The 25,309-nt window shown below is 37.4% G+C and carries 29 protein-coding genes and 1 riboswitch; of the genes, 7 read left to right on the top strand and 22 right to left on the bottom strand.

Translation table 11 applies throughout. From position 1 onward, the window contains the following. Positions 1–3: 3 nt before the first annotated feature. From FUA48_RS12760 to FUA48_RS12795, 8 genes are all read right to left on the bottom strand, one after another. Positions 4–597 (bottom strand): hypothetical protein, encoded by a 594-nt coding sequence (locus FUA48_RS12760; RefSeq protein WP_147583883.1) that lies wholly within the window; start codon positions 595–597, stop codon positions 4–6. 30 nt (positions 598–627) lie between these two features. Continuing rightward, entirely contained in the window at positions 628–1,458 is an 831-nt protein-coding gene (locus tag FUA48_RS12765; RefSeq protein WP_147583884.1) for an endonuclease/exonuclease/phosphatase family protein, read from the bottom strand. A gap of 2 nt (positions 1,459–1,460) precedes the next feature. After that, positions 1,461–2,135, bottom strand: coding sequence for an ATP-binding cassette domain-containing protein (locus FUA48_RS12770; RefSeq protein WP_240732455.1), 675 nt, complete (start codon positions 2,133–2,135; stop codon positions 1,461–1,463). Next, positions 2,132–2,401 carry a hypothetical protein gene (locus tag FUA48_RS12775; RefSeq protein WP_147583885.1) on the bottom strand — a complete coding sequence of 90 codons (270 nt, stop codon included), beginning with the start codon at positions 2,399–2,401 and terminating at the stop codon, positions 2,132–2,134. The genes FUA48_RS12770 and FUA48_RS12775 overlap by 4 nt, the downstream gene beginning before the upstream one ends. Before the next feature lie 3 nt (positions 2,402–2,404). After that, a complete protein-coding gene (locus tag FUA48_RS12780; RefSeq protein ID WP_147583886.1) occupies positions 2,405–2,719 on the bottom strand; it encodes a hypothetical protein in 315 nt (104 codons plus the stop codon). 80 nt (positions 2,720–2,799) lie between these two features. Continuing rightward, positions 2,800–3,231, bottom strand: a complete 432-nt coding sequence (locus FUA48_RS12785; protein WP_147583887.1) for a GNAT family N-acetyltransferase — start codon at positions 3,229–3,231, stop codon at positions 2,800–2,802. Between the two features lie 46 nt (positions 3,232–3,277). Then, entirely contained in the window at positions 3,278–4,564 is a 1,287-nt protein-coding gene (locus tag FUA48_RS12790) for a DEAD/DEAH box helicase (RefSeq protein ID WP_147584999.1), read from the bottom strand. A gap of 67 nt (positions 4,565–4,631) precedes the next feature. Beyond that, positions 4,632–5,666 (bottom strand): formimidoylglutamase, encoded by a 1,035-nt coding sequence (locus FUA48_RS12795; RefSeq protein ID WP_147583888.1) that lies wholly within the window; start codon positions 5,664–5,666, stop codon positions 4,632–4,634. Positions 5,667–5,772: 106 nt separating this feature from the next. Between FUA48_RS12795 and FUA48_RS12800 the strand changes: the two genes are divergently transcribed. Next, positions 5,773–6,648 carry a hypothetical protein gene (locus FUA48_RS12800; protein ID WP_147583889.1) on the top strand — a complete coding sequence of 292 codons (876 nt, stop codon included), beginning with the start codon at positions 5,773–5,775 and terminating at the stop codon, positions 6,646–6,648. Between the two features lie 64 nt (positions 6,649–6,712). Here the strand turns inward: FUA48_RS12800 and hutI are convergent, their stop codons facing one another. Next, a complete protein-coding gene (gene hutI / locus FUA48_RS12805) occupies positions 6,713–7,948 on the bottom strand; it encodes an imidazolonepropionase (RefSeq protein ID WP_147583890.1) in 1,236 nt (411 codons plus the stop codon). A gap of 67 nt (positions 7,949–8,015) precedes the next feature. Here hutI and corA point away from each other — a divergent pair, with 67 nt between their 5' ends. Both corA and FUA48_RS12815 read left to right on the top strand, forming a co-directional pair. After that, positions 8,016–9,101, top strand: coding sequence for a magnesium/cobalt transporter CorA (gene corA / locus FUA48_RS12810; RefSeq protein ID WP_147583891.1), 1,086 nt, complete (start codon positions 8,016–8,018; stop codon positions 9,099–9,101). A gap of 1 nt (position 9,102) precedes the next feature. After that, positions 9,103–9,798 (top strand): DUF1003 domain-containing protein, encoded by a 696-nt coding sequence (locus tag FUA48_RS12815; protein ID WP_147583892.1) that lies wholly within the window; start codon positions 9,103–9,105, stop codon positions 9,796–9,798. Here FUA48_RS12815 and FUA48_RS12820 read toward each other — a convergent pair whose 3' ends face one another. From FUA48_RS12820 to fumC, 3 genes are all read right to left on the bottom strand, one after another. Beyond that, positions 9,799–10,761, bottom strand: coding sequence for an SRPBCC family protein (locus FUA48_RS12820; protein ID WP_147583893.1), 963 nt, complete (start codon positions 10,759–10,761; stop codon positions 9,799–9,801). Then, positions 10,758–11,264 carry a GNAT family N-acetyltransferase gene (locus tag FUA48_RS12825; protein ID WP_147583894.1) on the bottom strand — a complete coding sequence of 169 codons (507 nt, stop codon included), beginning with the start codon at positions 11,262–11,264 and terminating at the stop codon, positions 10,758–10,760. Before FUA48_RS12825 ends, FUA48_RS12820 begins: the two co-directional genes overlap by 4 nt. A gap of 174 nt (positions 11,265–11,438) precedes the next feature. After that, complete coding sequence (gene fumC, locus FUA48_RS12830) at positions 11,439–12,836, bottom strand: class II fumarate hydratase (protein WP_147583895.1); 1,398 nt, start codon at positions 12,834–12,836, stop codon at positions 11,439–11,441. A gap of 223 nt (positions 12,837–13,059) precedes the next feature. Here fumC and FUA48_RS18395 point away from each other — a divergent pair, with 223 nt between their 5' ends. Then, on the top strand, positions 13,060–13,218 hold the full coding sequence (locus FUA48_RS18395) for a hypothetical protein (RefSeq protein ID WP_168196984.1): 159 nt from the start codon (positions 13,060–13,062) through the stop codon (positions 13,216–13,218). Positions 13,219–13,244: 26 nt separating this feature from the next. Then, positions 13,245–13,309: riboswitch (Fluoride riboswitch) on the top strand. A 41-nt stretch (positions 13,310–13,350) separates the two neighbouring features. Further along, positions 13,351–14,691: a voltage-gated chloride channel family protein gene (locus tag FUA48_RS12835; RefSeq protein WP_205729409.1), complete on the top strand. Its 1,341-nt coding sequence runs from the start codon at positions 13,351–13,353 to the stop codon at positions 14,689–14,691. Here the strand turns inward: FUA48_RS12835 and FUA48_RS12840 are convergent. The 5 genes from FUA48_RS12840 to FUA48_RS12860 form a co-directional block, all read right to left on the bottom strand. Further along, entirely contained in the window at positions 14,661–16,931 is a 2,271-nt protein-coding gene (locus FUA48_RS12840) for an ATP-binding protein (RefSeq protein ID WP_147583896.1), read from the bottom strand. The genes FUA48_RS12835 and FUA48_RS12840 overlap by 31 nt on opposite strands. A gap of 22 nt (positions 16,932–16,953) precedes the next feature. Continuing rightward, positions 16,954–17,541, bottom strand: a complete 588-nt coding sequence (locus FUA48_RS12845; RefSeq protein WP_147583897.1) for a biliverdin-producing heme oxygenase — start codon at positions 17,539–17,541, stop codon at positions 16,954–16,956. Positions 17,542–17,556: 15 nt separating this feature from the next. Then, positions 17,557–17,988, bottom strand: coding sequence for a response regulator (locus FUA48_RS12850; protein ID WP_147583898.1), 432 nt, complete (start codon positions 17,986–17,988; stop codon positions 17,557–17,559). A gap of 149 nt (positions 17,989–18,137) precedes the next feature. After that, a complete protein-coding gene (locus FUA48_RS12855; RefSeq protein ID WP_147583899.1) occupies positions 18,138–18,584 on the bottom strand; it encodes a response regulator in 447 nt (148 codons plus the stop codon). 15 nt (positions 18,585–18,599) lie between these two features. Next, complete coding sequence (locus FUA48_RS12860) at positions 18,600–19,154, bottom strand: helix-turn-helix domain-containing protein (RefSeq protein ID WP_147583900.1); 555 nt, start codon at positions 19,152–19,154, stop codon at positions 18,600–18,602. 176 nt (positions 19,155–19,330) lie between these two features. Here FUA48_RS12860 and FUA48_RS12865 point away from each other — a divergent pair, with 176 nt between their 5' ends. Then, positions 19,331–20,065, top strand: a complete 735-nt coding sequence (locus FUA48_RS12865; protein ID WP_240732456.1) for a hypothetical protein — start codon at positions 19,331–19,333, stop codon at positions 20,063–20,065. Positions 20,066–20,123: 58 nt separating this feature from the next. Here the strand turns inward: FUA48_RS12865 and FUA48_RS12870 are convergent, their stop codons facing one another. From FUA48_RS12870 to FUA48_RS12885, 4 genes are all read right to left on the bottom strand, one after another. Further along, positions 20,124–20,537 carry a VOC family protein gene (locus FUA48_RS12870; RefSeq protein ID WP_147583901.1) on the bottom strand — a complete coding sequence of 138 codons (414 nt, stop codon included), beginning with the start codon at positions 20,535–20,537 and terminating at the stop codon, positions 20,124–20,126. 149 nt (positions 20,538–20,686) lie between these two features. Then, positions 20,687–21,070, bottom strand: a complete 384-nt coding sequence (locus FUA48_RS12875; RefSeq protein WP_147583902.1) for a DUF3037 domain-containing protein — start codon at positions 21,068–21,070, stop codon at positions 20,687–20,689. Further along, positions 21,060–21,842: a HipA family kinase gene (locus FUA48_RS12880; protein WP_147583903.1), complete on the bottom strand. Its 783-nt coding sequence runs from the start codon at positions 21,840–21,842 to the stop codon at positions 21,060–21,062. The genes FUA48_RS12875 and FUA48_RS12880 overlap by 11 nt, the downstream gene beginning before the upstream one ends. Positions 21,843–21,904: 62 nt before the next feature. Then, positions 21,905–22,456 carry a hypothetical protein gene (locus tag FUA48_RS12885; RefSeq protein WP_147583904.1) on the bottom strand — a complete coding sequence of 184 codons (552 nt, stop codon included), beginning with the start codon at positions 22,454–22,456 and terminating at the stop codon, positions 21,905–21,907. A gap of 227 nt (positions 22,457–22,683) precedes the next feature. On the opposite strand from FUA48_RS12885, the gene FUA48_RS12890 reads away from it, so the two are divergent. Then, positions 22,684–23,907, top strand: a complete 1,224-nt coding sequence (locus FUA48_RS12890) for a hypothetical protein (protein ID WP_147583905.1) — start codon at positions 22,684–22,686, stop codon at positions 23,905–23,907. Between the two features lies 1 nt (position 23,908). Here FUA48_RS12890 and FUA48_RS12895 read toward each other — a convergent pair whose 3' ends face one another. Further along, a complete protein-coding gene (locus tag FUA48_RS12895) occupies positions 23,909–25,291 on the bottom strand; it encodes a sensor histidine kinase (RefSeq protein WP_147583906.1) in 1,383 nt (460 codons plus the stop codon). Positions 25,292–25,309 lie beyond the last annotated feature (18 nt).

Consider the following 25,309-nt stretch of genomic DNA (forward strand, 5'->3'; position numbering starts at 1 on the left):
GTTTTATGGTATTATCGGCCAAGGCTTCTCAAAATAAATTTTGGTTGTGTCCCATTCTACTAAATAAGGATTGTATATAGCACCTGTACGGTCTTCAGTTTTATGTTTGAGTACAATTCTTTCTTCCTGAGTTAACGGGCGAACAATCCATACAGGTTTGTTTTTGCTTACGGAAACTTTGGTAAGTATATTTGTTAGTATTGGTGAATTAAATGTGCCTGTAGGTGTAGCTATAGCTAAAGTGTTGAATTTTTTAGTGATATAATCCATATCATCGTTAACTATATTTAGCTCGATGAAATGATCCATTATTTTATCATCAACCTTTATCAGATCATTCGGGAACAAGTTTATAAACCGAGTCTTTCCTGGATTTAATTCCAAGCCTAAACAATCGCTGCTATAGATAGGAGTAGTAGTATAGAAATAGGCTCTATTTGTACTGTCTATAATAAAATTACACCTACCGTATAATTCACTAGAATGTTGTATGGTATCATATTTTCCAATTGAATCATACATCCAATGATTTTTGGTAATGGTATATGTATCATTATCCACAGGAGCAGTACTTTCCTTACAGGAAATTATAAGCAAAAATCCTATGAATAATAGTTTTTTCATGTTTTATTTTACTTTTAGCTCTATATAAACCGGTAAATGGTCTGACGGGTACCTGCAGTCTTTAGAGTCGCTTAAAACAGCATATTTTAAAACTTTCATTTTCTTTTTGGCTGTAAATATGTAATCTATCCTTGTTGTTACGGGTTTATGGAACTCAAACGCGTTAAAAGTACCATCGGGACCAAAAACAAACTGAGCTGTCTTTTTAGAGTCGTTCAGTTCTGCCGACATTGCTTTTATACTTTCCGTATTTTCTTCCAGGTTAAAATCACCTGTTACCACAAACGGAAAATCATCCTTATTTACTTCTTTTATCTTATCGGTTATAAGCTTAACGCTGTTTTGTCTTGCCAAATTGCCTACATGGTCAAAGTGCGTGTTGAATATCCAAATTTTCTGTTTGGTCTTATGGTTTTCAAAAAGTCCGTAAGTACACACGCGGTTATAGGCAGCATCCCAGCCTTTAGAGGGTACATTAGGAGTTTCAGACAGCCAGAAAGTATGGTTTTCCAACATTTTGTATTTTGTCTTGTTATAGAAGATTGCCGAAAATTCGCCTTTATCCTTTCCGTCATCACGACCTACACCAACATAGTCATAGTCTGTTAATGCCTCGCCAAGATATTTCATCTGGTTAGGTAGCGCTTCCTGAACCCCCATAAAATCGGGCTCATAAAACTGTACCTGTTTAGCAAGCAATTCTTTTCTGTTATCCCAACGGTTTTCACCATCGCTTGCCACATCAAGTCTGATGTTGTAGGTCATTACTTTTACATCCTGTGCTTTTGCATTAAAAGCAAACAGCCCTAACGCCATTAAAACAATTTTTTTCATAGTTAAACATTTACACTTGTCAGGTAACCGTGCGTTACCAGTTCCTGAGAATTATCAATAGGTATTATTTTTCCGTTTTTAAGTAACCTGTTTTTATCGCTAACCTCAAGCACATCAGCATAATAATGATCGGTTATTAATATGCCTTTCTCTTTTTTCAGTTTTAGTAGAAACTCTTTTATTTTCTCTTTATACAAAGGCTCCACCATAGAAAAAGGTTCATCTAGCATTAAGAAAGGGTGTGGCAAATGAGCTATTAATAAAAGCTCAAGATAACGAAGCTGTCCCATAGAAAGTTCGCCTACCTTCCTGTCGGCAAGTTTATGAATTTCGGGCAGGTATAAAACTTTATCCTGTTGACTTCCTTTTTCAAGAACCATCGGAATAACATTCTTAACTGTCTTGTTCTTTGGAAGGAAAGAATCCTGAGGTAAATAGGCTATTTTTTGTTGGGCAATAATTTCTTTAGGGGAGAAGTGCTTACCATCAATACTTACAGAAACACTTTCGGCTTTTTGAGTTCCGAAAATAACTTTAAGCAGGGTTGACTTGCCACAGCCATTATGCCCAAAGATACCTGTAATCTCTCCGGTTTCACAACGCATATAAGCGTTATCCAGTACCGTTTTATTACCAAACGTTTTTATTATTCCGGTTGCAGAAAGGCTTTGTTTCAAAATAATGATATGATAATAAGCAGGGGCAGGGCAATGGCAGCATTTATGGCAAATGTCATTACTCCCAGTTTTAGTTTGCTAAACCCCAGGTTATGGTATAAATAGAGTTCGTTTTTATAAAAATAGTGAAAGGCATAAAAGCCTACTGCCAGGCCAAAAGTGCACAGCAACACAGGAAACCATATAAACATATTGAACGATGCAATAGCACTGGCAATAACGTTAAACAGGTTTACCCTGAAAAAAAAACTCCAGTAAGCTCTCATAGGTTAGTCACGTTTGCGGCTTACCAAAAGTTTATCTACTATTCTTTGAGACATAGGGTCTATATCCTGTTCGTCTCCGGTTACCAAAATCCCTTTTGTACCGCTTTTGGATTCTATACCATAAACAGTAGCCTCATCATCAGGATTACTCTCACCTTCGTAGTAATAAATATGGGAAATTTCAAAATCCTCAGCTTCAAATTTACCGGTACTGCAAATCAGACAGTTTTCATGCAGGTTAAAATCTTCGGTAAATCCTTTTTGTCTTAATTCTTCAATAGCTTTTAATACCGTAGCATAATGGTATGTGGGTTTCATAACAGTAATTTTTTTATAGTTGGTAGTCAAATTTACTATATTACTGCAATTATCCCGTGTTAAAAAATTAAAATTACAGACTAGCCAAGCTTTTTGGTAAATTTAAAATGGCTTTCGGCAAAACCGTTGTTAATATAAAAACGATGTGCCTCTGTTCTTCTTTTATTAGAGGTTACCTCAAGCAGTTCGTGTCCCTGTTGTTTTAATATATCTTCCAGTGCCTGTAAAAGAAAACGACCTACTTTTTTATCACGATAGTCGGTAGCTATAAACAATTCCTGAATCTCAAAAACCATACATTGATGGTGTAGCAGTATTTGCCCATGAGAGCTGCAAAAGCCAATTACATTTTTAACGGTATCTGTAGCTACCAGATAGATATTGTTTTTGTTTTCAAGATTTTCAAAGTAATACTTTTCAAAAGTATCATAATCAAATACTGTGTTTTCGAGCTCGTTTATAAACCCGTAAACAACCCTGACATCTTCTTGTGTGGCAAATCTTGTGGTCATATTTTCAGGTGATTAGTATCTCAAATGTAAATAAAAAAAACGCTGGTTAATACCAGCGTTTTTTCTTTTTCTTTGAAGCCTCAGATTTTCTTGAGTTAGATTTTCCTCCCGGCTTTGATTTGCCGCTTCGGGCATTCTTATTTTTATTCCTTAAATCAGGTTTTTGTCCTTCGGGTTTGTTTTCTTTATCCTGTTCAGCAAACGGATAAGGGTGTTCTTCCATAACCTTAAGCTTCATACGGATAAGCTTTTCTATATCCTTAAGGTAAGGAAGCTCATCACGTCCGCAAAAAGATATTGCCAGTCCTGAGTTACCCGCACGTCCTGTACGCCCAATACGGTGTACATAGGTTTCAGGAATGTTAGGCAGGTCAAAGTTTACAACATAAGGAAGACTTTCTATATCAATACCCCTTGCAGCAATATCTGTAGCCACCAGTACCGATATCTCTTTGTTTTTAAAGGCATCCAGCATGCGCTGTCTTGCACTTTGTGACTTGTCACCATGTATGGCGCCTGCTTCAACACCGTTTTTCTTTAGTGCTTTCACTACGTTATCCGCGCCGTGTTTGGTACGTGTAAATACCAGTACATTCTTAAGGTTTTCATTACGGATAAGATGATACAACAGCTTACGTTTATCGGCTTTGTCTACAAGATACAGCTGCTGTTTTACCTTTTCGGCAGTTGATGATATAGGTGTTACCGAAACATACTTAGGGTTCGTTAAGAAAGTATCTGCCAGTTCGCGAATAGGCAAAGGCATAGTAGCCGAGAACAGTAATGTTTGCCTGTTATCGGGTGTAAGCTTAATAATCTTCTTTACATCATTAATAAAGCCCATGTCCAGCATCTGGTCGGCTTCGTCAAGTACTAAAAAGTGCAGATGGTCTAAATCTACAAATCCTTGTTTGTGAAGGTCTAAAAGCCTTCCAGGAGTAGCGATAAGTATATCAACCCCTTTTTTAAGCTGATCTACTTGCGGAGTCTGATTAACCCCGCCAAAAATAGTTACCTGACGTATGTTTGTGTATTTACCGTAAGTATCGAAGCTTTCACCAACCTGTAATGCAAGTTCGCGGGTAGGGGTCACAACAAGTGCCCTGATAAGTTTTCTCTTTTTTGCCGAGCCTACTATGCGGTGTAATATATTAAGCATAGGGATAGCAAATGCTGCAGTTTTACCTGTACCGGTTTGTGCGCAGCCCACAAGGTCGTTCTCTTCCAGAATAACCGGAATAGCCTGCTCCTGTATTGGAGTAGGATTTTCATACCCTTCATCTGCAAGGGCCTGCTGTATGTTCTTAAGTAAATTAAGATCTTCAAATTTCATCATAAACACATTATGCCCGGTTTAGTTAACCAGGCAGGTTGCAAAGGTACGTTAAAATAAATTAGCGTTATTCTCCGCCTTTTGCTTTAATAAAATCGGTTACAAGATAGGCTATAAGCTTACCGGTAAGATGGCTGTTCTTGTCGTTGTCCAGAGCCGGCGCTCCTTCACAAAGGTGCAGGTAAGCAGTATTTTTATTTTTCCCGAAGTAATGAATAAACTGCCTTACTTTCTCAATACTAAAACCGCTTGGTGTCATGGCGCTGCTGGCTACGTTAGGCAGGGAGTCAAGGTCTATTTCTATACCAAAATACTCATCTTCTATATATCCTAAAGCATGTGCCATTTCATCACTAAAGCTTCTTTCCTTTCTTATGGCGATTTGCTCGTAGGTATTATAACGTATACGTTCGCTAAGTTTTTTAATATTTTCCATTACACCTTTAGAGGCGTAGTTTTCGTGTAGCCCGAAAATAAAATACTTTTTAAGGAAACCTTCTTCCATTGCATAGGAGAATCCGTTTCCGCTGTGTCGTCCTTCAAGCTGACGGAAATCGGTATGGGCATCAAAGTTAATGGCATTAACAGGTTTTCCTTTTGCCAGTGCAGCACCTTTAATATTACCATAAGCATTGTTATGTCCGCCACCTATTATAATAGGTGTTTTTCCTGCAGAAATAATTTTTGCTACAATATGAGACACCTCCTTGTCAACTTTTTCTACAAGTAGCGAAAGTTGTTTTCTGTCTTCCTTAACGGTTACATCGAGTGCTTCGGCTTCTTTCATGATACCCGAAACGTCAATATGCCCTAAAATAAGCAAACGGTTACCTTTGCAAAACTTATTATGCTGAAGGTTAACTATTGCTTTTATGGCAGTTTCCCAGGCTGTATCTGCACCGGGCCTTCCAAAATTTGCCCTTACTCCAAGATCCTCAGGAACACCTAAAAGCACAAAGTCTGCCTCTGCCGATTTCAGGTATTCAAAAGTTTTCTCCTCTTTTGGGATGGTAAGTATTCTCTCACCAAATTTTATTTCTCCGCTTCTGTGCGAAGTATATTTAGATAAGTCTGTTTCTGTGAACTTTACTATATTTTCCATACGATTATTATGCGATTCAAAAATACTATTTTCCTATAAAATTTCGTTAAAAAGCAACCATAGAATTAAAATATGTATAAATTTGGCAAAAACAATTTAATAAATAATGGAACAACAAAAAAGTAATTCTAGTTTAAAAGCGATTATAGTAGTACTATCCATACTACTAGTAGGCAGCCTTGCGTACATGTACAAAATGAGTACAGATAATGAGGCTACTGAGAAACAGTACATTTCGGAAAAAGATGGTCTTATTGCTGATCTTGAGGCTGAAAAAGCCAGATATGAAAATGTCGTGGCTGAGAATTCAGACATTAAAGCGCAGATTGAGACAGCGAAAGCAAACATCGATGATTTAATTGCCCAGCTTAAAAAGTCTAAAGGCGATAATGCTTCTTTACAGAAATACAAAAACGATTATTTTAGATTGAAGCGTGAAATGGATAACCTTATTGCTGAGAACAAAAGGCTGACAGAAGAAAACCAGTCACTTACTATGGAGCGTGACAGTACTATTGTAGTTCTTGATGATACAAGAAAATACAATGACACTCTTGTTTCTCAAAACGAAAAACTTAGCAAAACTGTAGAAAAAGCTTCTAAGCTTTCTATCGTTAACCTTAAAGCTGAGGCGTTTAAAGAGAAAAGTTCAGGTAAACTTGTTGCTACTGATAAAGCAAGACGTGTAGACAAACTTAAAATAACTTTTACCATTGCAGCTAACGAAGTGGCTCAAACAGGTAACAGAATGTTCTATGTACAGATTATAGACAGTAAAAACAATGTTCTTGGTGAAAAACAAACTGAAACATTTGGTGACTATACGCTTACTTACAGCTTTATCACTAATGCTATCTATGAAAACAAATCTATCTTAGTAAGCGAGATCCTTTCAGGAGATAACTTTGAAAAAGGTCTTTACCACGTAAATCTTTTTGATAAAGATCAACTTGTGGCTAATGCTACATTTACTTTGAAATAACAGAAAACAATATCTGTAATAAAAAAGGAGCCAATTGGCTCCTTTTTCTTTTTATATACAATGATTAAATCATTTGTCCTTCTATAATAACTGAATCAATAAGGTTACTGCCAAAAGCATAAGGCAATTGATAATAGGAGGTAAGTGGTTTAGTAATTATAAGGTTAGCTATTTTTCCTTTTGTAATACTACCGTGTGTTTTAGAAAGGTCCATAGCATAAGCACCATTTATGGTAGCTGCATTTATAGCTTCTTCCGGAGTCATTTTCATTTTTATACAGGCAGTTGCCACTACAAGGTTCATATTTCCTGATGGGGTAGTGCCAGGGTTAAAGTCGGTAGCAAGGGCAAGGGGCAATCCGGCTTCCATCATTTTGCGTGCAGGAGTATACGGAATGCTTATAAAAAATGAGCATGTAGGTAAAGCAACAGGCATCGTTTTAGTGCCTTTTAATGCTTCAATATCCTCATCTGTTACAATTTCAAGATGGTCTACACTTAGTGCATCATATTTAACACAGGCTTCAATACCTTTAATGGAGGTAAACTGGTTAACGTGAATTTTAGCCTGAAGTCCGTATTTTTTACCGGCTTCCATAATGCGTTCGGTTTCTTCTACCGAGAAATACCCCGTTTCAAGAAAAGCATCAATATAATCGGCCAGTTTCTCCTCAGCTATTTTAGGTAGCATTTCGTTTATTATAAGGTCTATATAGGCACTGTGGTTTTCCTTATATTCTGTAGGGAAGGCATGTGCGCCTAAAAAAGTGGCCTTTATGGCAATAGGATATTCCTCCCTAAGTCGTTTTATAACCCTAAGCATTTTAAGTTCACCGTCTACAGTTAAACCGTACCCCGATTTAATTTCTACTGCTCCTGTTCCCTGCTGCATAACCTCTTCAAGGCGGTTGCGGGATTGCAGGTAAAGGTCTTCTTCTGAAGTTTCATTAAGCTTTTTTGCCGAGTTAAGTATACCTCCGCCACGGGAAGCTATTTCTTCATAGCTAAGTCCGTTAATGCGGTCTACAAATTCCTGTTCGCGGTTTCCGGCATATACAATATGGGTATGGCTGTCGCACCAGGCAGGTAAAACCGTTTTGCCTGTAGCATCTATAGTATTTGCGCCAATAACATCCGGGCAGTTTTCCATAGAACCATAATCAGCTATAACGTTGTTTTCAATTAAAAGAAAAGCATTTTTTAAAGAAGGCAGCACGGCCATGTCTTTTCCTGAGACTTTTTCAATTCCATCCTCTCTTACCTGCAGCAATTCCTTAATATTCTTAATAAGTATCTTCATGAATTAAACTTTTTGTAAAAATAGAATGGATTTTAAAAAACTCCTATATTTATAGAAACAAATCGATATGAAAAGAATCAAATACCGAAAAGTACGCAAAGTTCAGCCCAATTATTATGAGTATACGGGAGTATATAATAACGAACCGGTTGAAATGCAGCTTTTTGTTTATGATGAAAACGGATATAAGGAATACCAAAAAGTACCCTTAGATATCATTCATAAAGAATGTAATAATCATGCAGATTCCCAGAGTATAAGATGGCTTAATATACACGGACTTCACGATGTGGACTTGATTAAGCAGATAGGGGAGATGCTGCATGTAGAAAGCTTTATAATTGGCGATATACTTAATACCTCAAGGCGAACACGTATAGAGGAACTGGGTAATGATGTTCTATTCTTTAGCGTAAAATCGGCATTACCGGAAGAGGAGGAAGGTAACATCAGTACTGAGCAGATAAGCTTTTTATTAAAGGATAATCTGATTATCTCTTTTCAGGAGAAGAAAAGCGATTATTTTTCGCATATAAGGGAGCGTATCCGTACCGGAACAGGTGTAGTAAGAAAAAAGAAAAACGATTACCTGTTGTACCTTATGCTCGATGCCATAATGGAGAACTTTTTTATCAATATTGAAAAGTATGAGGACCGTATTGAACGTTTGAGCCTTCAGGCTAAAACAGACCATAGGGCTGATTTTATTGCCGATATTGAAAAGACAAAGGAAAACCTTAATTTCCTTAAACGCTCCATAACTCCGTTAAGGGAGGCGCTTTTTAATATTAAAAACGATGAGGAAGAGCAGGACTATGAAACTATTGATAAAACAAGTTATACATTCTTTTCGCGCCTGCATCAAAAAAGCCTTGAACTACTGGATCAGATTGAGTATGATATGAACTCACTGGACAGTGCTTCCAATTTCTATTACTCGGCACAGGGACAGCGTATGAACGAGATTATGAAAACGCTTACCATTTTCTCTGTTATATTTATGCCTATGACATTTGTAGTTGGTGTATATGGGATGAATTTTGATAATATACCTGAACTTCATTATCAAAACGGCTACTATTATGCTTTAGGGGTAATGGTAACACTAGCGATTGTTATGGTAATCTATTTTAAACGTAAGAAGTGGTTTTAATATGCAAAAGTTTGTAAGTGATGTTTCGGGCAGGGAATATGCCCAGCGTGAAAGAATATTGGCAAAAGCTGTAAGAAAGCCTATTTTTGATCTGATACAAAAAGAACATCCGGAGTTTAACGATAGTTGCAGCCTTTCTCTTGATGAGCTTAATCATTACCGCGAAAAATATATTGCCAATTATCTTACGGCAGAAATGGGAACCCTGAACGAAATGGAAGAAAAGGTATTAAATGCGCTAAAGGATAAAACCCTGCTTTCTGATAATCCTGATGACGAAGATTCTCAGTCTACACTTGGGCAGCGCGTTGCTGATAAGGTAGCAACCTTTGGCGGAAGCTGGACTTTTATCATTTCCTTTATGGTATTTCTGTTAGGATGGATAGCTCTTAATGTATTCTGGCTTACTAATAAAGGGTTTGATCCATATCCGTTTATATTACTTAACCTTATTTTATCATGTCTTGCAGCTTTACAGGCTCCGGTAATTATGATGAGCCAAAACAGGCAGGAGGAAAAAGATCGTGAACGAGCCAAAAACGATTATATGGTAAATCTTAAAAGTGAGTTGGAGATACGCATGTTGCACGAAAAAATGGATCATCTGATTCTGCATCAGGAGCAATCACTTATAGAGATACAAAAGATACAAATGGATATGATGAACGATATAATGGCTAAGCTGGAAAAGCGATAGTTATTCTTCACATCTGTTGGCTATAACCTGTAATAGCCTGTCCTGAAAATCTTCTATCATTATGTCAGCCCAAAACTTACCGTAAAAGTTTACATTACTGGTAAGGTTATATTCTGATGCCAGTGAGAGTTTTATTTTTCCATCTGGCATTGGTGTAAGCCTGTATACAGCATTCTCAAAGCGGAAATAATCTCCCTGTAGTACGTGCTTCTGAAAGATTTTGTTCTCACATGAAGCTGTATTCACGTTTATGGAAAAAGCAATCTCTTTATTAAGGTCATATTTTGTAATGGTTTCTGTAAAAAGCAGTCCGTCTTCAAAATGACCGGTTCTTATTCCGCCTAAACCATATTTTGTTACCCTAGCATTAATAGGTCTTGGTATACCTAAACGATTAAGAACTCCGGGATTGTATTCATAATCCTGTATGGTATCTACAGCTACTATGTTATTCCAGATTTTATTTGCAGGAGCATTAATAATAACCTCACTCTCTATAATGTAATTGTTTGAGGGGCTCTCTATAGATTGTTCTAAAGGATAAAACAGAAAGGGCAGAAGTATTAGCCCTAAAGCTTTATTACGGTTGTTTCTTTTGTTTTTTCTATTAGCTATTGTGGCATTAATAAATATAAATAAAAAAGCAACAAATGTGACCACACAAAAGAAAGGAATGGCAAGAATAACAGCACACATGATATCTTCTACCCGAAGGAGTAATAATACTCCTAATATAGCAAGAATGCTTAACCATGGGATGAAGAGCAACCACTTGTAACTGTTTAGCTGGTCCTGATAAGAAAACAGCATAGGGATGACTCCAAGTCCTACAGGAATCAATACCAGAAATGAAACCGTAGCGATGGAAGATTCAAATATAAAACGCGCTGTAAGGCCATATACTATTCCAAGTATAATACCTATGGCAAGCATGATTGTTTTTTGTCTGTAGAATTGTTTCATGGGTTTTGGTTTAAGTGAAGTTCCATAAACACCACATCCAGCCAGCGGTTAAACTTAAAACCGACTTCTTTTAACAGGCCTGCCTCACGGAAACCAAATTTTTTATGGAATTCTATACTTCCCTTATTTTCGGCATCAATACCGGCAATCATACTGTGCATTCCCTGTTTTGTGGCTAGTGTAATTAAATCGGCCAAAAGCATTTTTCCTATGCCTTTGCCGTGGTATTCCTCATTTACATAAACAGAATGCTCTACAGTGTATTTGTAACCGTCCTTTGTGCGGAAAGTTCCGTAAGTGCCATAGCCTGCAACCTTACCTTTTATATCAGCAACAATAACAGGCCAACCCGCTTCCTGTTTCTCTGTAAACCACTGTTGCATGTACTCCATAGATTTTACATTGTAATCGTACAATGCGGTAGAATATAGTATGTTGTGGTTTACTATTGCCAGTATACCTTCAAGGTCGTTTATAACGGCAGGGCGCAGTGTTGTTTCCATATAACAAATATAATAATTAACCCTACAGTTTTGTCGTTGCGAGGAGGAACGACGTGGCAATCTAATAAATTAAGAATAAAAGATTGCTTCGCAGGCTCGCAATGACATACAAAATGAGAGTATACAAAAAAAGCCCCGCTATTGCGGGGCTTACTATATAAAGTTGAGTATGTCTTATTTTAAAGAACCTACCATATCTTCCGGTTTAACCCAGGCATCAAAATCCTCCGGAGAAACATAACCTAAACGTACTGCCTCTTCTTTAAGGGTTGTACCGTTTTTGTGTGCTGTCTGAGCGATTTCTGCTGCTTTGTAGTAACCAATTTTAGTATTAAGAGCTGTTACAAGCATTAAAGAGTTGTCTACAAGTTCTTTAATACGTTTGTGGTTAGGCTCGATACCCTGTGCACAGTGCTCATCAAAAGATACACACGCATCACCAATTAATCTTGCCGACTGTAGGAAGTTAGCAGCCATAAGAGGTTTGAAAACGTTAAGTTCGTAGTGACCCTGAGTACCACCTACAGTGATAGCCACATCGTTACCCATAACCTGAGCACAAACCATTGTTAATGCCTCACACTGTGTTGGGTTAACTTTACCGGGCATGATAGATGATCCCGGCTCATTTTCAGGAATTAATATTTCGCCAATACCTGAACGCGGACCAGAAGCCAGCATACGGATATCGTTAGCTATTTTGTTTAATGAAACAGCAAGTTGTTTTAAAGCGCCGTGAGTTTCAACAATTGCATCGTGAGCAGCTAATGCCTCAAATTTGTTTTCTGCAGTTACAAACGGATGACCTGTAAATTTAGCGATGTACTCAGCTACTTTTACATCATATCCTTCAGGAGTGTTAAGTCCTGTACCTACAGCTGTACCGCCAAGGGCAACCTCTGAAAGGTGGGCTAAAGTATTTTTAACTGCTTTTAAACCATAGTTTAGCTGTGCCACATAACCTGAAAGCTCCTGACCTAAAGTTAGGGGAGTAGCATCCATTAAGTGTGTACGGCCTATTTTTACAACATTCATAAACTCCTGTGATTTCTTTTGTAGTGTATCACGAAGTTTCTCCACACCCGGAATAGTTACTTCCACCACAGCTTTGTAAGCAGCAATGTGCATACCTGTAGGGTAAGTATCGTTAGAAGACTGAGATTTGTTTACATCGTCGTTAGCTTTTAGTACCGGCTCACCTTCGCCTATTTTACCTCCCGCAAGAACCTGAGCCCTGTTAGCTACAACCTCGTTTACGTTCATGTTACTTTGTGTTCCAGAACCTGTTTGCCATATTACAAGAGGGAACTGGTCGTCCAGCTTACCTGCAAGTATTTCGTCGCAAACCTGAGCAATAGCATCACGTTTTTCAACAGAAAGAACTCCTAAATCGTGGTTAGCATAAGCAGCAGCTTTTTTAAGGTAAGCAAAACCTTCTACTACTTCTTTTGGCATAGAGCCCGGAGTACCTATCTTAAAGTTGTTTCTTGAACGTTCGGTTTGTGCGCCCCAATACTTGTCAGCAGGAACTTTCACTTCACCCATGGTGTCTTTTTCTATTCTGTATTCCATTTTGATGTGTTATTTATTGTATTCTGATTGTTTAACGGTTTAAAAACGTAACCTGCTGATGTTGTGCAGGTGTTTTTAAAATCCAGCCAAAAATAAGCAATATCGCTAGGTATTGAAAACGATTTCACAAAATTATTTTGTGTGTTTTTTGGTTTTATGTGTTGCTCAAAATAAATTTTAAGATTATCTTTGGCCTGAATTAGAATAAACATAACACGCAATCATGTTCGAATTTCAACAATATTTAGGTTTCTTACTTTTCCTTTGTATCATTACAATAGGTTTTTGGTTAATGATGTTCCTTGTAAGCTTTGTGTTTTACTGGGTAGGCGGTGCAACCGTTGAGTTAATCAAAGAAAAAAGAAACAACAGAAAAAACTAAATAAAAGCTGCCCAGGGTAGCTTTTTTGGTATACAGGCAATGATGTCTGCCTTGAACCGCCTCTAATCGGGCTGATGACGTCTACAAGTATCGGCTATGGCCGTGTAGATGTATTATATAATCAAGGTAAACATGAACAGACAGTCTTTAAAAGGTCTTATTGCTTCAATCGAACAAATTCCACAGTTTTTTTATCTGCTAAAGTGGCTACTTATTTCGATAATTGTCGGAATATTGTGTGGCTCTGCTTCTGCATTCTTTTTAGTCTCGCTTGAGTGGGCTACAAACTGGCGTGAAAGCCACATTTGGATAATTGCCTTTCTACCTCTTGGCGGACTCATAATCGGATTATTATATCATTATTTTGGCAGTAGTGTTGTAAAAGGCAACAATATGCTGCTGGAGGAACTGCATACTCCTAAACAGGTTATTCCTTTTCGTATGGCACCCCTGGTGTTGTTTGGCACTATAGCCACACACTTTTTTGGGGGATCTGCCGGGCGTGAGGGTACTGCTGTACAAATGGGAGGTGCGATTGCCGATCAGTTTACCAAAATCTTTAAGATGCGCCCGCGAGACCGCAAAATGCTTATTATAATTGGTATTAGCGGAGGTTTTGCATCAGTATTCGGTACGCCCCTTGCGGGTGCGGTGTTTGCTCTTGAAGTACTGGTTTTAGGAAGAATGCGTTATGAGGCGATATTGCCAAGCTTCCTTACTGCTGTGGTTGCTAATTATACCTGCTATATATGGGGAGTGGGGCATACGCAATACCACATACCTTTTGTGCCGGAAATGACACCGCTTAACCTGTTGTTTGCTGTTGGAGTTGGTATAGCATTCGGGCTTACGGCTACCTTATTCTCCAAGATGACTCATTTTTGGGGTGAATTCTTTAAATCAAAAATCAGTTATTCTCCTTTAAGGCCCTTTGCCGGAGGTATAGTTATCGCCTTAGCGGTTTACTTGCTTGGTACCACTAAATATATAGGCCTTGGTGTTCCTGTAATTGTAGATGCTTTTAATCAGGATTTAACCTCTTATGATTTCCTGCTTAAAATATTGTTTACATCCTTTACCCTTGGTGCCGGATTTAAAGGGGGAGAGGTAACTCCGCTATTCTTTATAGGGGCAACGCTAGGTAATGCTTTAGCTTTTTTTGTACCGTTGCCATTGGCATTGTTGGCAGGTATGGGCTTTGTGGCTGTATTTTCGGGAGCTACAAATACGCCAATTGCCTGTACGCTTATGGGGATAGAACTATTTGGTGCCGAAAGCGGTGTGTTTATAGCTATTGCCTGTGTTGTAGCCTACCTGTTTTCAGGGCATACGGGTATTTATTCCTCACAAATTATAGGAAGCTCTAAACATTTACTGTTTGGCAGGGAACAGGAAAAAAGCCTGGCAAGCATTACCCAATCCAGAAAGGACAAGAGACACTCTTATATCTCATCGTTATCTGCAGGAAAATAAATACTGATTACTGCACCCTCTCCTAATTTACCCGATGCGGTTATGTATCCGTTGTGGTTTTGTACAATCTTTTTACATAAAGCCAGTCCAACACCAGAGCCTTTATAGTCAAGGGGTGAATGTAGCCTTGTAAATATATTGAATATCGATTCGGCATATTCCTGTTCAAAACCAATTCCGTTATCGGCAACATAAACCAGTTTGTAAAGCATTCGGTTTGTACTATTAAACGCAACAGGAACCTTTTCTGCAGAGAGCTGTACTACAGGTTTCCTGTCGGGAGAGGAATACTTAATTGAATTGGATATAAGGTTAGAGAACAGTTGCTTTAGCAGAAACGGAACACCCTGTACCTGAGGTAATACATCTATGTTTACGGTTGCTTCTTTTTCCTCAATAGTTTCGTGAAGTTCAATAACAACTTCTTTAATCAGTTCTGTAAGGTCTACAGTCTCAAAATTACTGTCTTCGTGCTTTAAGCGGGTGTATTTTAAAATATCAACAAGCAGTGTCTGCATCCTGTTTGCAGAACTGTTCATTCGTTTTATGGCATCTTCCACCTTTTCAGGAATGTTCTTTTCGGTACTTAATATGCGTGAAGATACAAGCTGTATTTTACGTAGAGGTTCCTGAAGGTCATGTGTACTTATCCAGTTAATATTTTCAAGCTCAGAATTTGTTTCTTTAAGCAATTCGCTTAGCTTTCGGTATTTTTGCTCCTCGTTGGTAATTACAAGAAGGTTTATCTGTCGTTGCAGCCTGTAGGCATAATTGGCAGCAGTATCTATTTCAGGTTTCTCCCATGGAGAACTCTGGCACTTAACGACCTCTTTCCAAAGGTCGAATGATTTTCTGGGTGAAAGCCCTTTTTCATCTTTTTCAATAGACTTATTAGGATCTCCTGCCCAGTTTATTTCCTTTACTGTTTCCGGCCTGTACCAAATAATACTGTTGTCGTTTTCTATATCAAGGGAATGATATATAATACCCGATGTGTTTTCACATACGTTTTTGTATTCTGGTAAAAGATCAATAAGTTTATCTGTGTGCAAACTTCCGTTTTGAGTATAAGTAGACAACCAGCTTGAAATCTTTTTTATTTCCTCGTCATCAGGTGTAATACCGCTTTTGTACACAGAATTATTGAATAATACAGATACCCCCGAAGCATTACATAGCTCTAAAAGCTGTTTTGAGTTAACCAGTTCTTTAAAAGATGTGGCATTGGTAAGGGTAATATCCTTTACCTTATCTAATGCTGAAGCTGTTTTAAGCGAGAGCTCGTACTCTTCGTTTTTTTGCCTTATATCTATCTGCGAAGTGATAAAGTGTCCCTGTAACTGAGCTGCCAGTCTTAAATCGGGTGCCAGGTTTTTAGGCGAATAATGATGGCACGCAATAAGTCCCCACAGTTTCTTTTGGTGTATTAAAGAAATGGTTAATGTTGCACCAACACCCATATTATGCAGGTATTGCACATGTATAGGAGAAGTACTCCTTAAAATGGAAAGGCTCAGGTCAAGATTGTTTTCTGTGCCGTTATCAATGGTATAAATAGGTACCGGAGTATAATCTACATCGGTTATTATACGCAAAAGGTTTTGCATATAAAGTTCGCGTGCCTGTTTAGGTATATCGGTATGCGGGTAGTGTAATCCTAAGAAAGGTTCTAAATCTTCCCTTACGCTTTCGGCATATACTTCTCCATTATAATCTTTATCAAAACGATAAATCATTACGCGGTCATACCCTGTTATATCTCTTGTGCCTTCTGCAACGAGCTGGCAAAGTTCTTTTAAGGTATGGGTGTCATGCATATAACCCAAAAGCTGGGCTGTCTGGTTATATTCAAAACTAATATCCTTTTCGTTAACGCTTGCAGGTTCTGCCTCTATAATATAATGATTATCGCGTTTGTGTACCGTACACAGGAAGTTCTTACTATTAAGTTCCAGTTTTAAAAGACTGGCAGAAAGCATTAGGTCTCTGCTTATATAATCTTTCAGGTTGTTAATGGTTTCATTACCAAAAACCGAGTCGATGGTCTTTCCTAAGATATCCTGATGCTTTATACCGATATACTCATAGCTGTTGCCGCTGCAAAACTCAACGTTAAAGTCGGTAATATTTACGGCAAGCAAAAAGCCATGTGGCTGTATACTTCCGGGTATGTGTATAGGTTCCTGTTCGCAGTTAGTAAGATTAACTATTTCACGGTTTACGATATCCTTTATGTTCATAACGGGGCTTTGTTATGTTATTTTATGAGAAATGCCTGCCTATAGTGGTAAAGGCATATTCTGCTCCTGCAATTATTTCTTTTTCATTATTAGTTTGTGCTTCATAAGCCGTAAGGGCATTAAGGAAAGACTTCCACTTGCTGCCGGTTTGGTTACCATATCCGGCAAAATAAGAAGCTCCCTGCTCTTCGGTATGGCCTAGTGAGGTATGTATGTTTTTAAGGATTACCCTTCCGCCCAGGGAAGAGCCCTCTATTACATACAATACTCCCATGGCAAATGCGGGGCTCATTGAAGCAGTATTTTCAAAAGGCTTATGTAATTGTGTTTTGTAAAAACCTAATGCTTTAAGATCGTTTTCTAAAAGTGATGTTTTGTTTCTTTCATTTACATCGGGAACAAAAGCAGTAAGGGCCGGAAAAATTTCTTCTTCGGCCTGCTTGACTACATCGTGCATCAGGTTTAGGTAATGCACATATTCCTTGTTAGTTACATTAGGATTTACAATCGAAACTGAAACAGGAAGTTGTTCCAGATTAGTATGGGCTACCGATGTTTTGGCTCTTAGCCTTTCTAAAAAAGTTTCGGTTGCCGTAAGCTCATTACTCATATTTAAAAACAGTACTTAGCAGTAGTAAACAAATTCATTACTATCGGAGTTGTTCTCCCAGTTCATTTTAAGCGTATGTTCGATAGATTTTTTAAGCTTATCAAACGCTCCCGATTTAGGCACATAAAATGAAGCACCAAGTTCCTTACTTTGCTGAATGGTAATATCATCGCTGGAAGTAGAGAACATAACCACGGGAAGGTTTTTATGCTGATCTGACTCGCGTACTCTCTTAAGGGTTTCCAATCCGTTCATACCCGGCATGTTTATATCTAAAAATACAAGGTAAGGGGTTGGTGGCGGGTTATTAAGCGCGTTTAGCAATTCTTCGCCGTTACGCTGCGTTACCACCTTAACGTTACTGTCTATTATATCGATAATCTCCCTGAAGAAGTCTATATCTTCCTGGTCATCATCGGTGTAAAACACTGTTAATTCGTTATTCATGGGTCTTGATAGTTTTAATATTGGGTTGAATAACAAATATAGCCAATTTGTTTCCTAATAAGTGTTTACAAGCTGTTAATATTAGCTGAACACTGGGATTTGGAAAAATGTTATAACAAAGTATGTATAATTTTATAACAGCTAAAAAGCTACAAATTCATTATAAAACTGTCCTTATTTAACCCATCTGTAATATACTGCCAGTTGATATGAACCACATCAGTAAGTATCTTTTTAAGGTCGGTAAAGTCGGTAGGTTTTTTAATGTATACGTTAGCACCAAGAACAAATGTCTGCTCCACATCCTGCTCTGACGAAGAAGTAGAATAAATTGCAACCGATATATTTTTAAGCCTTTCGTTGTCACGTATTTCCTTTAAACATTCCAGCCCCGATTTACGAGGCATGTTAAGGTCAAGGAAAATAATATCCGGAAGCGGATTTTCCTTTTTTACAAGATGATTCATCAGTTCTACACCATCCTTAAAGGTCGTTATAGAATATTTTATTTTAACCTCCTCAAAGGCTTCTGTAAAAAACAGGCGATCATCTTCGTCATCGTCTGCCAGCATTATATGTAAATGGCTAAGGTGCATATAGGGCTTAAAAAATTATTTTTCAGATATTCTTTTTTGTCTCATTATTTTCTGGAATGTGGTGGGGGTCACTCCTGTAATGTTTTTAAACTGCTGTGATAAATAAGCAACACTGCTGTAATTCATCATAAAAGATATTTCGGTAAGGGAAAGACTTTCGGTCATGAGTAACTGTTTTACCCTTTCTATTTTATGAAGGATAATAAAGTTCTCTATTGAAATAAATGTGACTTCTGAAAATACCTGAGATAAGGTACGATAACTTTCATCCAGTTTTTCAGAAAGGTAAGATGATATTTTTAATGATTGCATACCTTTATCAGAATACAGCATTTCTATAATTGCATTCTTAATTTTTTGTACCAGTATGCTTTTTTGATTGTCTACTATTTCTATACCATATTGTTTTAGAGAATCAATCAGCTGATTGTATTTCTCCATAGGTATGTTTTCCTTAAACTTGACATATCCAGGCTCAGTCACTGTGCAGTCAATGTCAAATTTATCTAACTGCTCCTGTAGCAGAACTTTACACATCTGGTCTATGTTATATTTTATGTAAAGCTCCATTAATTATCCCTTATTTAGCGAAGTAAAAGTAGTAAATTTTCTTAACATCCGTTTAAGCTTTCTTATATTCATACTTGCCCTATAGACTATTCAAATTAATATAGGTTTGATAAAAAATTAAAAATCAACAAATTAAAAGTTTTTGTTTAAATTTAATGTAACAGAAAACTTAACAAATGGCTGTAAGTGTAAATTGGCATACCATAATCACCTTATTGCAATATAATAAAAATATGTTTTATTTTAAATCTATACCACCTGACGGAGGAATTATTTATACCGAAACAAACATGCAAAATTTGTTTCCCGAGCCGCTAAACGCAGCGACCTCATTGCTATTCTTATTATTAGCCCTTTTTTGGACATTTAAATTATGGGGAAGGGCAAAGCAGCATACTTTTTTGTTTACGGCTGTTATACTGCTTTATATTGGCGGAATAGGAGGGACGGTTTATCATGGTCTGCGCCAGTGGAGCTTTTTTATTATGATGGACTGGCTGCCTATTATGCTGCTTTGTATAGCGGCGGGCGTTTATTTTTTGGCCCGGCTTACAAAATGGTATTATGCCGTAGGTATGATAGTAGTGTATGTTGCTTTTCAGTTTTATTTAAGGAGTATAATGACGCAAAGTGATGTCCATCTGTTTATAAACATAAACTATGCGGTAATGGCATCGCTGGTGCTTTTCCCGGTACTGGGATATCTTATAAGGACAAGGTTTGAAAACGGACTATGGGTAGGGTTGGCACTTATGGCTTTTATTCTTGCACTTACTTTTCGTATTGCCGACGGCTGGGGCTGGGTGAGTTTTGGTACTCACTTTTTATGGCACTTATTTGGTGCGGTGGCTGCCTACTGCATGTTTCAGTACATATACCTTATCAATAACAGTCAACGGGTTGTTGTATAAAAATTCAAAACCCGTTTTAAGGGGCTAAAACGGGCTTGGTAAATAAAGATAAGATGTGTTATTCGGTTGGCATAGCGCTCATATCCATATAGAATATTTCCCATTGATGCCCGTCTAAATCTTCAAAGTTACGGTTATACATCCAATCGTAATCAATAGGTTCTTTGTATTGCCTTCCGCCTGCAGCAAAAGCTTTTTGTAACAGGGCGTCTACCTCTTCACGGCTGTTTACCAAAAGTGATGTAATAAGCTCCGTTGTTTTTTTGGTGTCGGCTATCTCTTTGGTTATAAAGGTACTAAAATACTTTTCTGTAAGCAGCATAGCAAAAATATTTTCGCCAATTATCATACAGGTTGCATTTTCGTTCGTAAACTGAGCGTTAAAGGTAAAGCCGATTTTGGTAAAGAATTCAATGGATTTGTTTAGGTCCTTTACCGGAAGATTCACGAAAATTTGGTTCACTTTAGTCATAACTATTCGTTTTTTGATTTGTATATCACAAATTTATAAACGAATTGTTAAACCAAAGGTGTGTAAACACGACAACCTAAGGGGTAAATCAGGACGATGTTTATTATTAAGTGTTCAGTATACAGTAATCAGTCTACTTGCTACTGGAATTAAAGAACCAAATCCTCAAAAAGGCGCTGGGTTAGTTTTTCCATATCTAAACAAAAGCCGGGATGTGGCCTTGATGTTTGTATAACCGAACTGCGCACAGCCGTTAACCACCTGAAACGCTCATCGGGTTCCATTAGGGCAATAGGGCCACCGTCTTTAGCGCCGCGGGCTATCTTTTCAAACGATTCAAGGTTTTGTTTAATCTGTTCTATATCTGCTTCAGGAGAAAGCATAAGTATTTTTTGTTCGGCTACAGTGAATAGCATTTTTACAAATTTTTGCCTTTTGCAAAACACTATCACCCCTGCATTGATGAACTCTTCGCGTTCCACTCTGGGAACTACGCGAATTACGGCATATTCATATAGGTATTTATCTTGCATTTTTGGCCTGATTTACAAAAATATCACTGTTTTCTAATCTCGTTAAAAGAAACTGCGTATACACTTCGCGCACCTGTTCCGGCTCAAGGTCGTTATCCTGCCAGTCCATCCACTCGGCTGGGATAAGTGCTGTAATAGAGCGTATTTTCTCTTCGTTAAGCAGGGCTTTGTACTCGGCATTCACTTCGTCCAGTTTTGTAGCCTGTGGCAGCAACACATGGTCTTTAATAAGTGCAAACGGAGTAACCGCCGCAGCCTGGGGATCGTTAAACGAATGGTGGAAATATAATGATGCACCGTGGTCTATAAGCCACAGCTCTTTATGCCATATAAGCATGTTTGTATTGCGGAAAGTACGGTCTACATTAGTAATATAAGCATCCAGCCACACAATTTGCGAAGCCATTTTTTCGTCTACCGTAGTAACAACAGGATCGAAATTTATAGCTCCCGAAAGAAAATGCAGCGCAAGGTTAAGCCCCTGACTGAATTGTAACAGGTCCTGAATTTCCTCGTCGGCTTCGGTACGGCCAAAGGCTTCATCCAGGTTGGCAAAAACCAGTTCGGGTACTGGTAAGCCCAGTAAGCGTGCCATTTCACCGCCTATAAGTTCGGCAATAAGGGCTTTGGTACCGTGTCCGGCACCGCGAAATTTAAGTACATATTTAAAATCGTCGTCGGCTTCTGCAATGGCAGGAAGCGAACCGCCCTCACGCAATGGGGTTACATAACGCATTACGTTTACAGTACGCAAATGTGGTGTTTTGCTCATGGTTACTAATTACAGCTTTTACACAGCAGTTTTATGCCGTAAAAATAGGGAAATTTTACAGGTTACAGCGTAGGTATGGCCGCCGGATACCAGTTTTTGTTTTCAAGGAAAGAAATTATATCATTAAAACCCTGTGGTGTTACTTCTTCTTTTGAGATTAGGTAAGCAGGAGTAAACGACGTATTAAAGTAAAGAAGTACATAGTTTTTTTTGATAACCTTAAATCCTGTACAGTTGTCCCAATTAAGGATTACGGAAATTCCGGCAGACTCATAATGAAAGGCTTCTTTATTGAACTCCACTATGGCAATAGTGTTTTTGTTTTTTTGGATTGCCGACTCAATATAGCGATATTGTTTTTTCCTGTTTCGGCTTATGTTTATGTAATGACTAGAGCAGTTAATAAACAAGTGTATGCCCACTGCTATAAAAAGATATCCTGACATAGCTACCGTAAGCCCCGAAGCCAGAAACCATATCCCTATAATAGTAATTAATATAGCCTGTACCATTAACAGGTGGGTGTTTCTTATTCTGGTATACCAAATGTGGTTAAATACGTTTATTGTTTTTTCCTTGTAAAGTGTAGGGTTAAAAGGGATTTCAAATTTCATTTATATATAGCGTGGTTTGGCGTAAATATAAAGAATGTTTTGGTTTTCGGACTACTTGTAAGAAAGGTGTTTATTATAGATTGGGAAGAAATATGTACTTGTATTTTTATTTAACTGATTGATATAGGCATAATTACCTGTTTTTAAAAAACAGGTAATTATACTCTTTTTTCTTAAAATAATGATTACTACGTTTATCCGATTAATAACCCCAAAAATAAAGATAGATGGAAAAATTTAGAAAAAAATCATTCACTTTTGACGATGTTTCAGATCAGGATGTAGGAGTTAAAGTTTCCGAGGTATTGGAACTGGTTTTAAATCATAAATCATATGACGAATTTTACAAGTTACTAGAAATTGATACAATAAAAGATGATTTTATATCAATTCCTGGTGCTAAAAAATTAGTAGAAACAATGAGGATTGTTAATGCTAAATTTGAAAAATTTGATTTAGAATCAACTTATAATAATTTAGAGTTTGATACTACAGATGGTTTCAAAATTACTTTTAAAAATATTGAAAACGAAGAAATCAATCAATTAACAAGTAGTGATGAATTTACTGCTGTACCCATCTATTCTGCTCAAGCAGATTTTTTATCAGGTTTATTTAGTATGGAAAAATATGCAAATAAACTTATGGATAATGGGCACAATGATTTAGTACAATATAACTTAAATAGAGTAAAATCTATTTATGAAAGTAGTGATAATAAAGCAAAAAAATATAGAGTTTTATTAGATAATGAAGGGAATTATTTTTTAAGAGCTATTACTTCTAAAAGATATTATGATTATAATAATAATATAGCAGTATTTATAGGTTTAATAACACTGCACAAAGAAATGCTATCATCAAAAAATAAATTTATCGTTCAAAGATGTGAATATAATGAGTCTTATGTGAGAACTTACTTTGAAAGTTTAGAGGAAAAAGAATTGCCTAATGTTGGTTATATCAATAATATTATTGAGGTTTCAAATGATGAAGTAAAAAGAGAGGCTATGAGGTTTTCTACGGTAATTTCTTTGTCTTATGTTTCAAAAGAAGACAAGAATATTAGTTTATTTATTAAACCACAGAGAACAAAGTCTACAATTTTATCTATTAAACATAATGAACTTCCTCAGACAGCTTTTGAAAATTTAGCGATGTTAGTAAATTATAAAGAAGTACAAAATGAACTTTTTGAAGATTTAAAAAAGATTGGAGAAATAAAAAAACCTGACCAAATAAAACATATAATTCGTGATAAGATAAATAGAGCAAGGGCAGGAGAATTAAAGAGTAGTAAAAATAATATTTTAAGTGAGTTAACTACTCAGGTAAAAACAATAACTGAATTATTAGAGTTATTAAATAAGATTGAATTGTTAACGGAAGATATAGATTCAAAAGAGTATTTAAGATATATTATATATGAGGCATTGGTTTATAGAAAATAAACTACCTCAAAAACAACCTAACCGTAGTACCTTTTTCCTCTTTGCTGTAAATATCTATGGCAATACCTAACAGCAGGCAAAGGCGTTTTACTATAGAAAGCCCCAGCCCTGTACCCTTTATGTTACTGTGTTCGGTAGCTTTAGAACGGTAAAACTGGTTAAAGATCTTTTGCAGGTCCTGTGCCGGTATACCCATACCGGTATCGGTAATGGTAATAACCGTTCCGTCGTTTTCACTAAGGGATACAGTTATCCTGCCGTTATCGGGGGAATACTTTATGGCGTTAGAGATAAGGTTGTTTACCACTATAGACAGCAGGTATTCGTCGGTTTCATAATAATAGTCCTTATCAAACTGGGTAACTACCTGTATGTTCTTGTCCTTAATGGTTAGCGAATAGCGGGTAAGCGTATCCAGCAGTACCGGGTTTAGGTACACGTTCTCAACCTTAACAGATTGTTTTTGGTTTTCAAAACGCGCCAGTAAAAGTAACTGGTCTACCAGGTGATTAAGTCGGTTTACCTCGCTTATGCAAAAGTTTATTTTTTCTTCATATTCCTCACGATCACGAGGCTTACGTATAAGCACTTCCAGTGTACCTTTAATAACAGCCAGGGGAGTGCGCAGTTCGTGCGAGGCATCGCCCGTAAACTGTTTCTCCCTTTCTATGGCACTTTGTATGCGGTCCAGCAGGTCGTTTATGGTTTGTGAAAGTTCATAGAGTTCGTCCTTATTTGGTGGTAACGGAATACGTGAGGTAAGGTTATCTTTTGTAATATCGTTTGACGTACTCATTATAGAGGCTACAGGCTTAATGCTGCGTCCCGCAATAAAACGTGCTATTAAAAACAATACGATAAGCACCAGGGGATAGGCAGACCAAAGTATCCTGCTAAGGTTGTTAAGTACCATGGCAGCATCTTCCAGCGGAGCAGCAACCAACAGGTATCCTACAATTTCGTTTTGATAGGTAATAGGTACCTCAAACTGCCTTACCGATTTGTGTTCCAGCCAGGTATCATAATGAATAGTCTTTTTACAAAGGTGCTTTGCTTCAAGGTGGGATTCCTTTAGGTTGGGCGATTTATCGGTAGAGTTACCTTCTGGATCTACAAACTCAATAAAAATAGGATTGATGTCGAGTGTGTTGTGTTCCTTTTCCTTCCACTCGTGTACATCGTGTATGGCAAAACCGTCGGCAGAAATATCAATCTCGGTCATCAGGTCGGCAACCTCAATGCTAAGATCCCTTTCCACATCGTTATAAACGCTTTTGCGAACGGTAAAGTAAATAACCACAAATACGGCAAAAACAAGCAGTGCCGTACTTACTATATAGTAAATGGCAATCCTGTTACGAAAAGAAAACGAAATGTTTTTCACCCTACCGTTATTTAGCGG

It is taken from the genome of Flavobacterium alkalisoli (assembly GCF_008000935.1).
Taxonomy (GTDB): domain Bacteria; phylum Bacteroidota; class Bacteroidia; order Flavobacteriales; family Flavobacteriaceae; genus Flavobacterium; species Flavobacterium alkalisoli.

Coding starts and splice junctions, on each gene's coding strand:
- FUA48_RS12765 (WP_147583884.1), bottom strand. CDS start 1,458: ATGAAAAAAATTGTTTTAATGGCGTTAGGGCTGTTTGCTTTTAATGCA.
- FUA48_RS12775 (WP_147583885.1), bottom strand. CDS start 2,401: ATGAGAGCTTACTGGAGTTTTTTTTTCAGGGTAAACCTGTTTAACGTT.
- FUA48_RS12780 (WP_147583886.1), bottom strand. CDS start 2,719: ATGAAACCCACATACCATTATGCTACGGTATTAAAAGCTATTGAAGAA.
- FUA48_RS12785 (WP_147583887.1), bottom strand. CDS start 3,231: ATGACCACAAGATTTGCCACACAAGAAGATGTCAGGGTTGTTTACGGG.
- FUA48_RS12790 (WP_147584999.1), bottom strand. CDS start 4,564: ATGAAATTTGAAGATCTTAATTTACTTAAGAACATACAGCAGGCCCTT.
- FUA48_RS12795 (WP_147583888.1), bottom strand. CDS start 5,666: ATGGAAAATATAGTAAAGTTCACAGAAACAGACTTATCTAAATATACT.
- FUA48_RS12800 (WP_147583889.1), top strand. CDS start 5,773: ATGGAACAACAAAAAAGTAATTCTAGTTTAAAAGCGATTATAGTAGTA.
- hutI (WP_147583890.1), bottom strand. CDS start 7,948: ATGAAGATACTTATTAAGAATATTAAGGAATTGCTGCAGGTAAGAGAG.
- corA (WP_147583891.1), top strand. CDS start 8,016: ATGAAAAGAATCAAATACCGAAAAGTACGCAAAGTTCAGCCCAATTAT.
- FUA48_RS12815 (WP_147583892.1), top strand. CDS start 9,103: ATGCAAAAGTTTGTAAGTGATGTTTCGGGCAGGGAATATGCCCAGCGT.
- FUA48_RS12820 (WP_147583893.1), bottom strand. CDS start 10,761: ATGAAACAATTCTACAGACAAAAAACAATCATGCTTGCCATAGGTATT.
- FUA48_RS12825 (WP_147583894.1), bottom strand. CDS start 11,264: ATGGAAACAACACTGCGCCCTGCCGTTATAAACGACCTTGAAGGTATA.
- fumC (WP_147583895.1), bottom strand. CDS start 12,836: ATGGAATACAGAATAGAAAAAGACACCATGGGTGAAGTGAAAGTTCCT.
- FUA48_RS18395 (WP_168196984.1), top strand. CDS start 13,060: ATGTTCGAATTTCAACAATATTTAGGTTTCTTACTTTTCCTTTGTATC.
- FUA48_RS12835 (WP_205729409.1), top strand. CDS start 13,351: ATGAACAGACAGTCTTTAAAAGGTCTTATTGCTTCAATCGAACAAATT.
- FUA48_RS12840 (WP_147583896.1), bottom strand. CDS start 16,931: ATGAACATAAAGGATATCGTAAACCGTGAAATAGTTAATCTTACTAAC.
- FUA48_RS12845 (WP_147583897.1), bottom strand. CDS start 17,541: ATGAGTAATGAGCTTACGGCAACCGAAACTTTTTTAGAAAGGCTAAGA.
- FUA48_RS12850 (WP_147583898.1), bottom strand. CDS start 17,988: ATGAATAACGAATTAACAGTGTTTTACACCGATGATGACCAGGAAGAT.
- FUA48_RS12855 (WP_147583899.1), bottom strand. CDS start 18,584: ATGCACCTTAGCCATTTACATATAATGCTGGCAGACGATGACGAAGAT.
- FUA48_RS12860 (WP_147583900.1), bottom strand. CDS start 19,154: ATGGAGCTTTACATAAAATATAACATAGACCAGATGTGTAAAGTTCTG.
- FUA48_RS12865 (WP_240732456.1), top strand. CDS start 19,331: ATGGCTGTAAGTGTAAATTGGCATACCATAATCACCTTATTGCAATAT.
- FUA48_RS12870 (WP_147583901.1), bottom strand. CDS start 20,537: ATGACTAAAGTGAACCAAATTTTCGTGAATCTTCCGGTAAAGGACCTA.
- FUA48_RS12875 (WP_147583902.1), bottom strand. CDS start 21,070: ATGCAAGATAAATACCTATATGAATATGCCGTAATTCGCGTAGTTCCC.
- FUA48_RS12880 (WP_147583903.1), bottom strand. CDS start 21,842: ATGAGCAAAACACCACATTTGCGTACTGTAAACGTAATGCGTTATGTA.
- FUA48_RS12885 (WP_147583904.1), bottom strand. CDS start 22,456: ATGAAATTTGAAATCCCTTTTAACCCTACACTTTACAAGGAAAAAACA.
- FUA48_RS12890 (WP_147583905.1), top strand. CDS start 22,684: ATGGAAAAATTTAGAAAAAAATCATTCACTTTTGACGATGTTTCAGAT.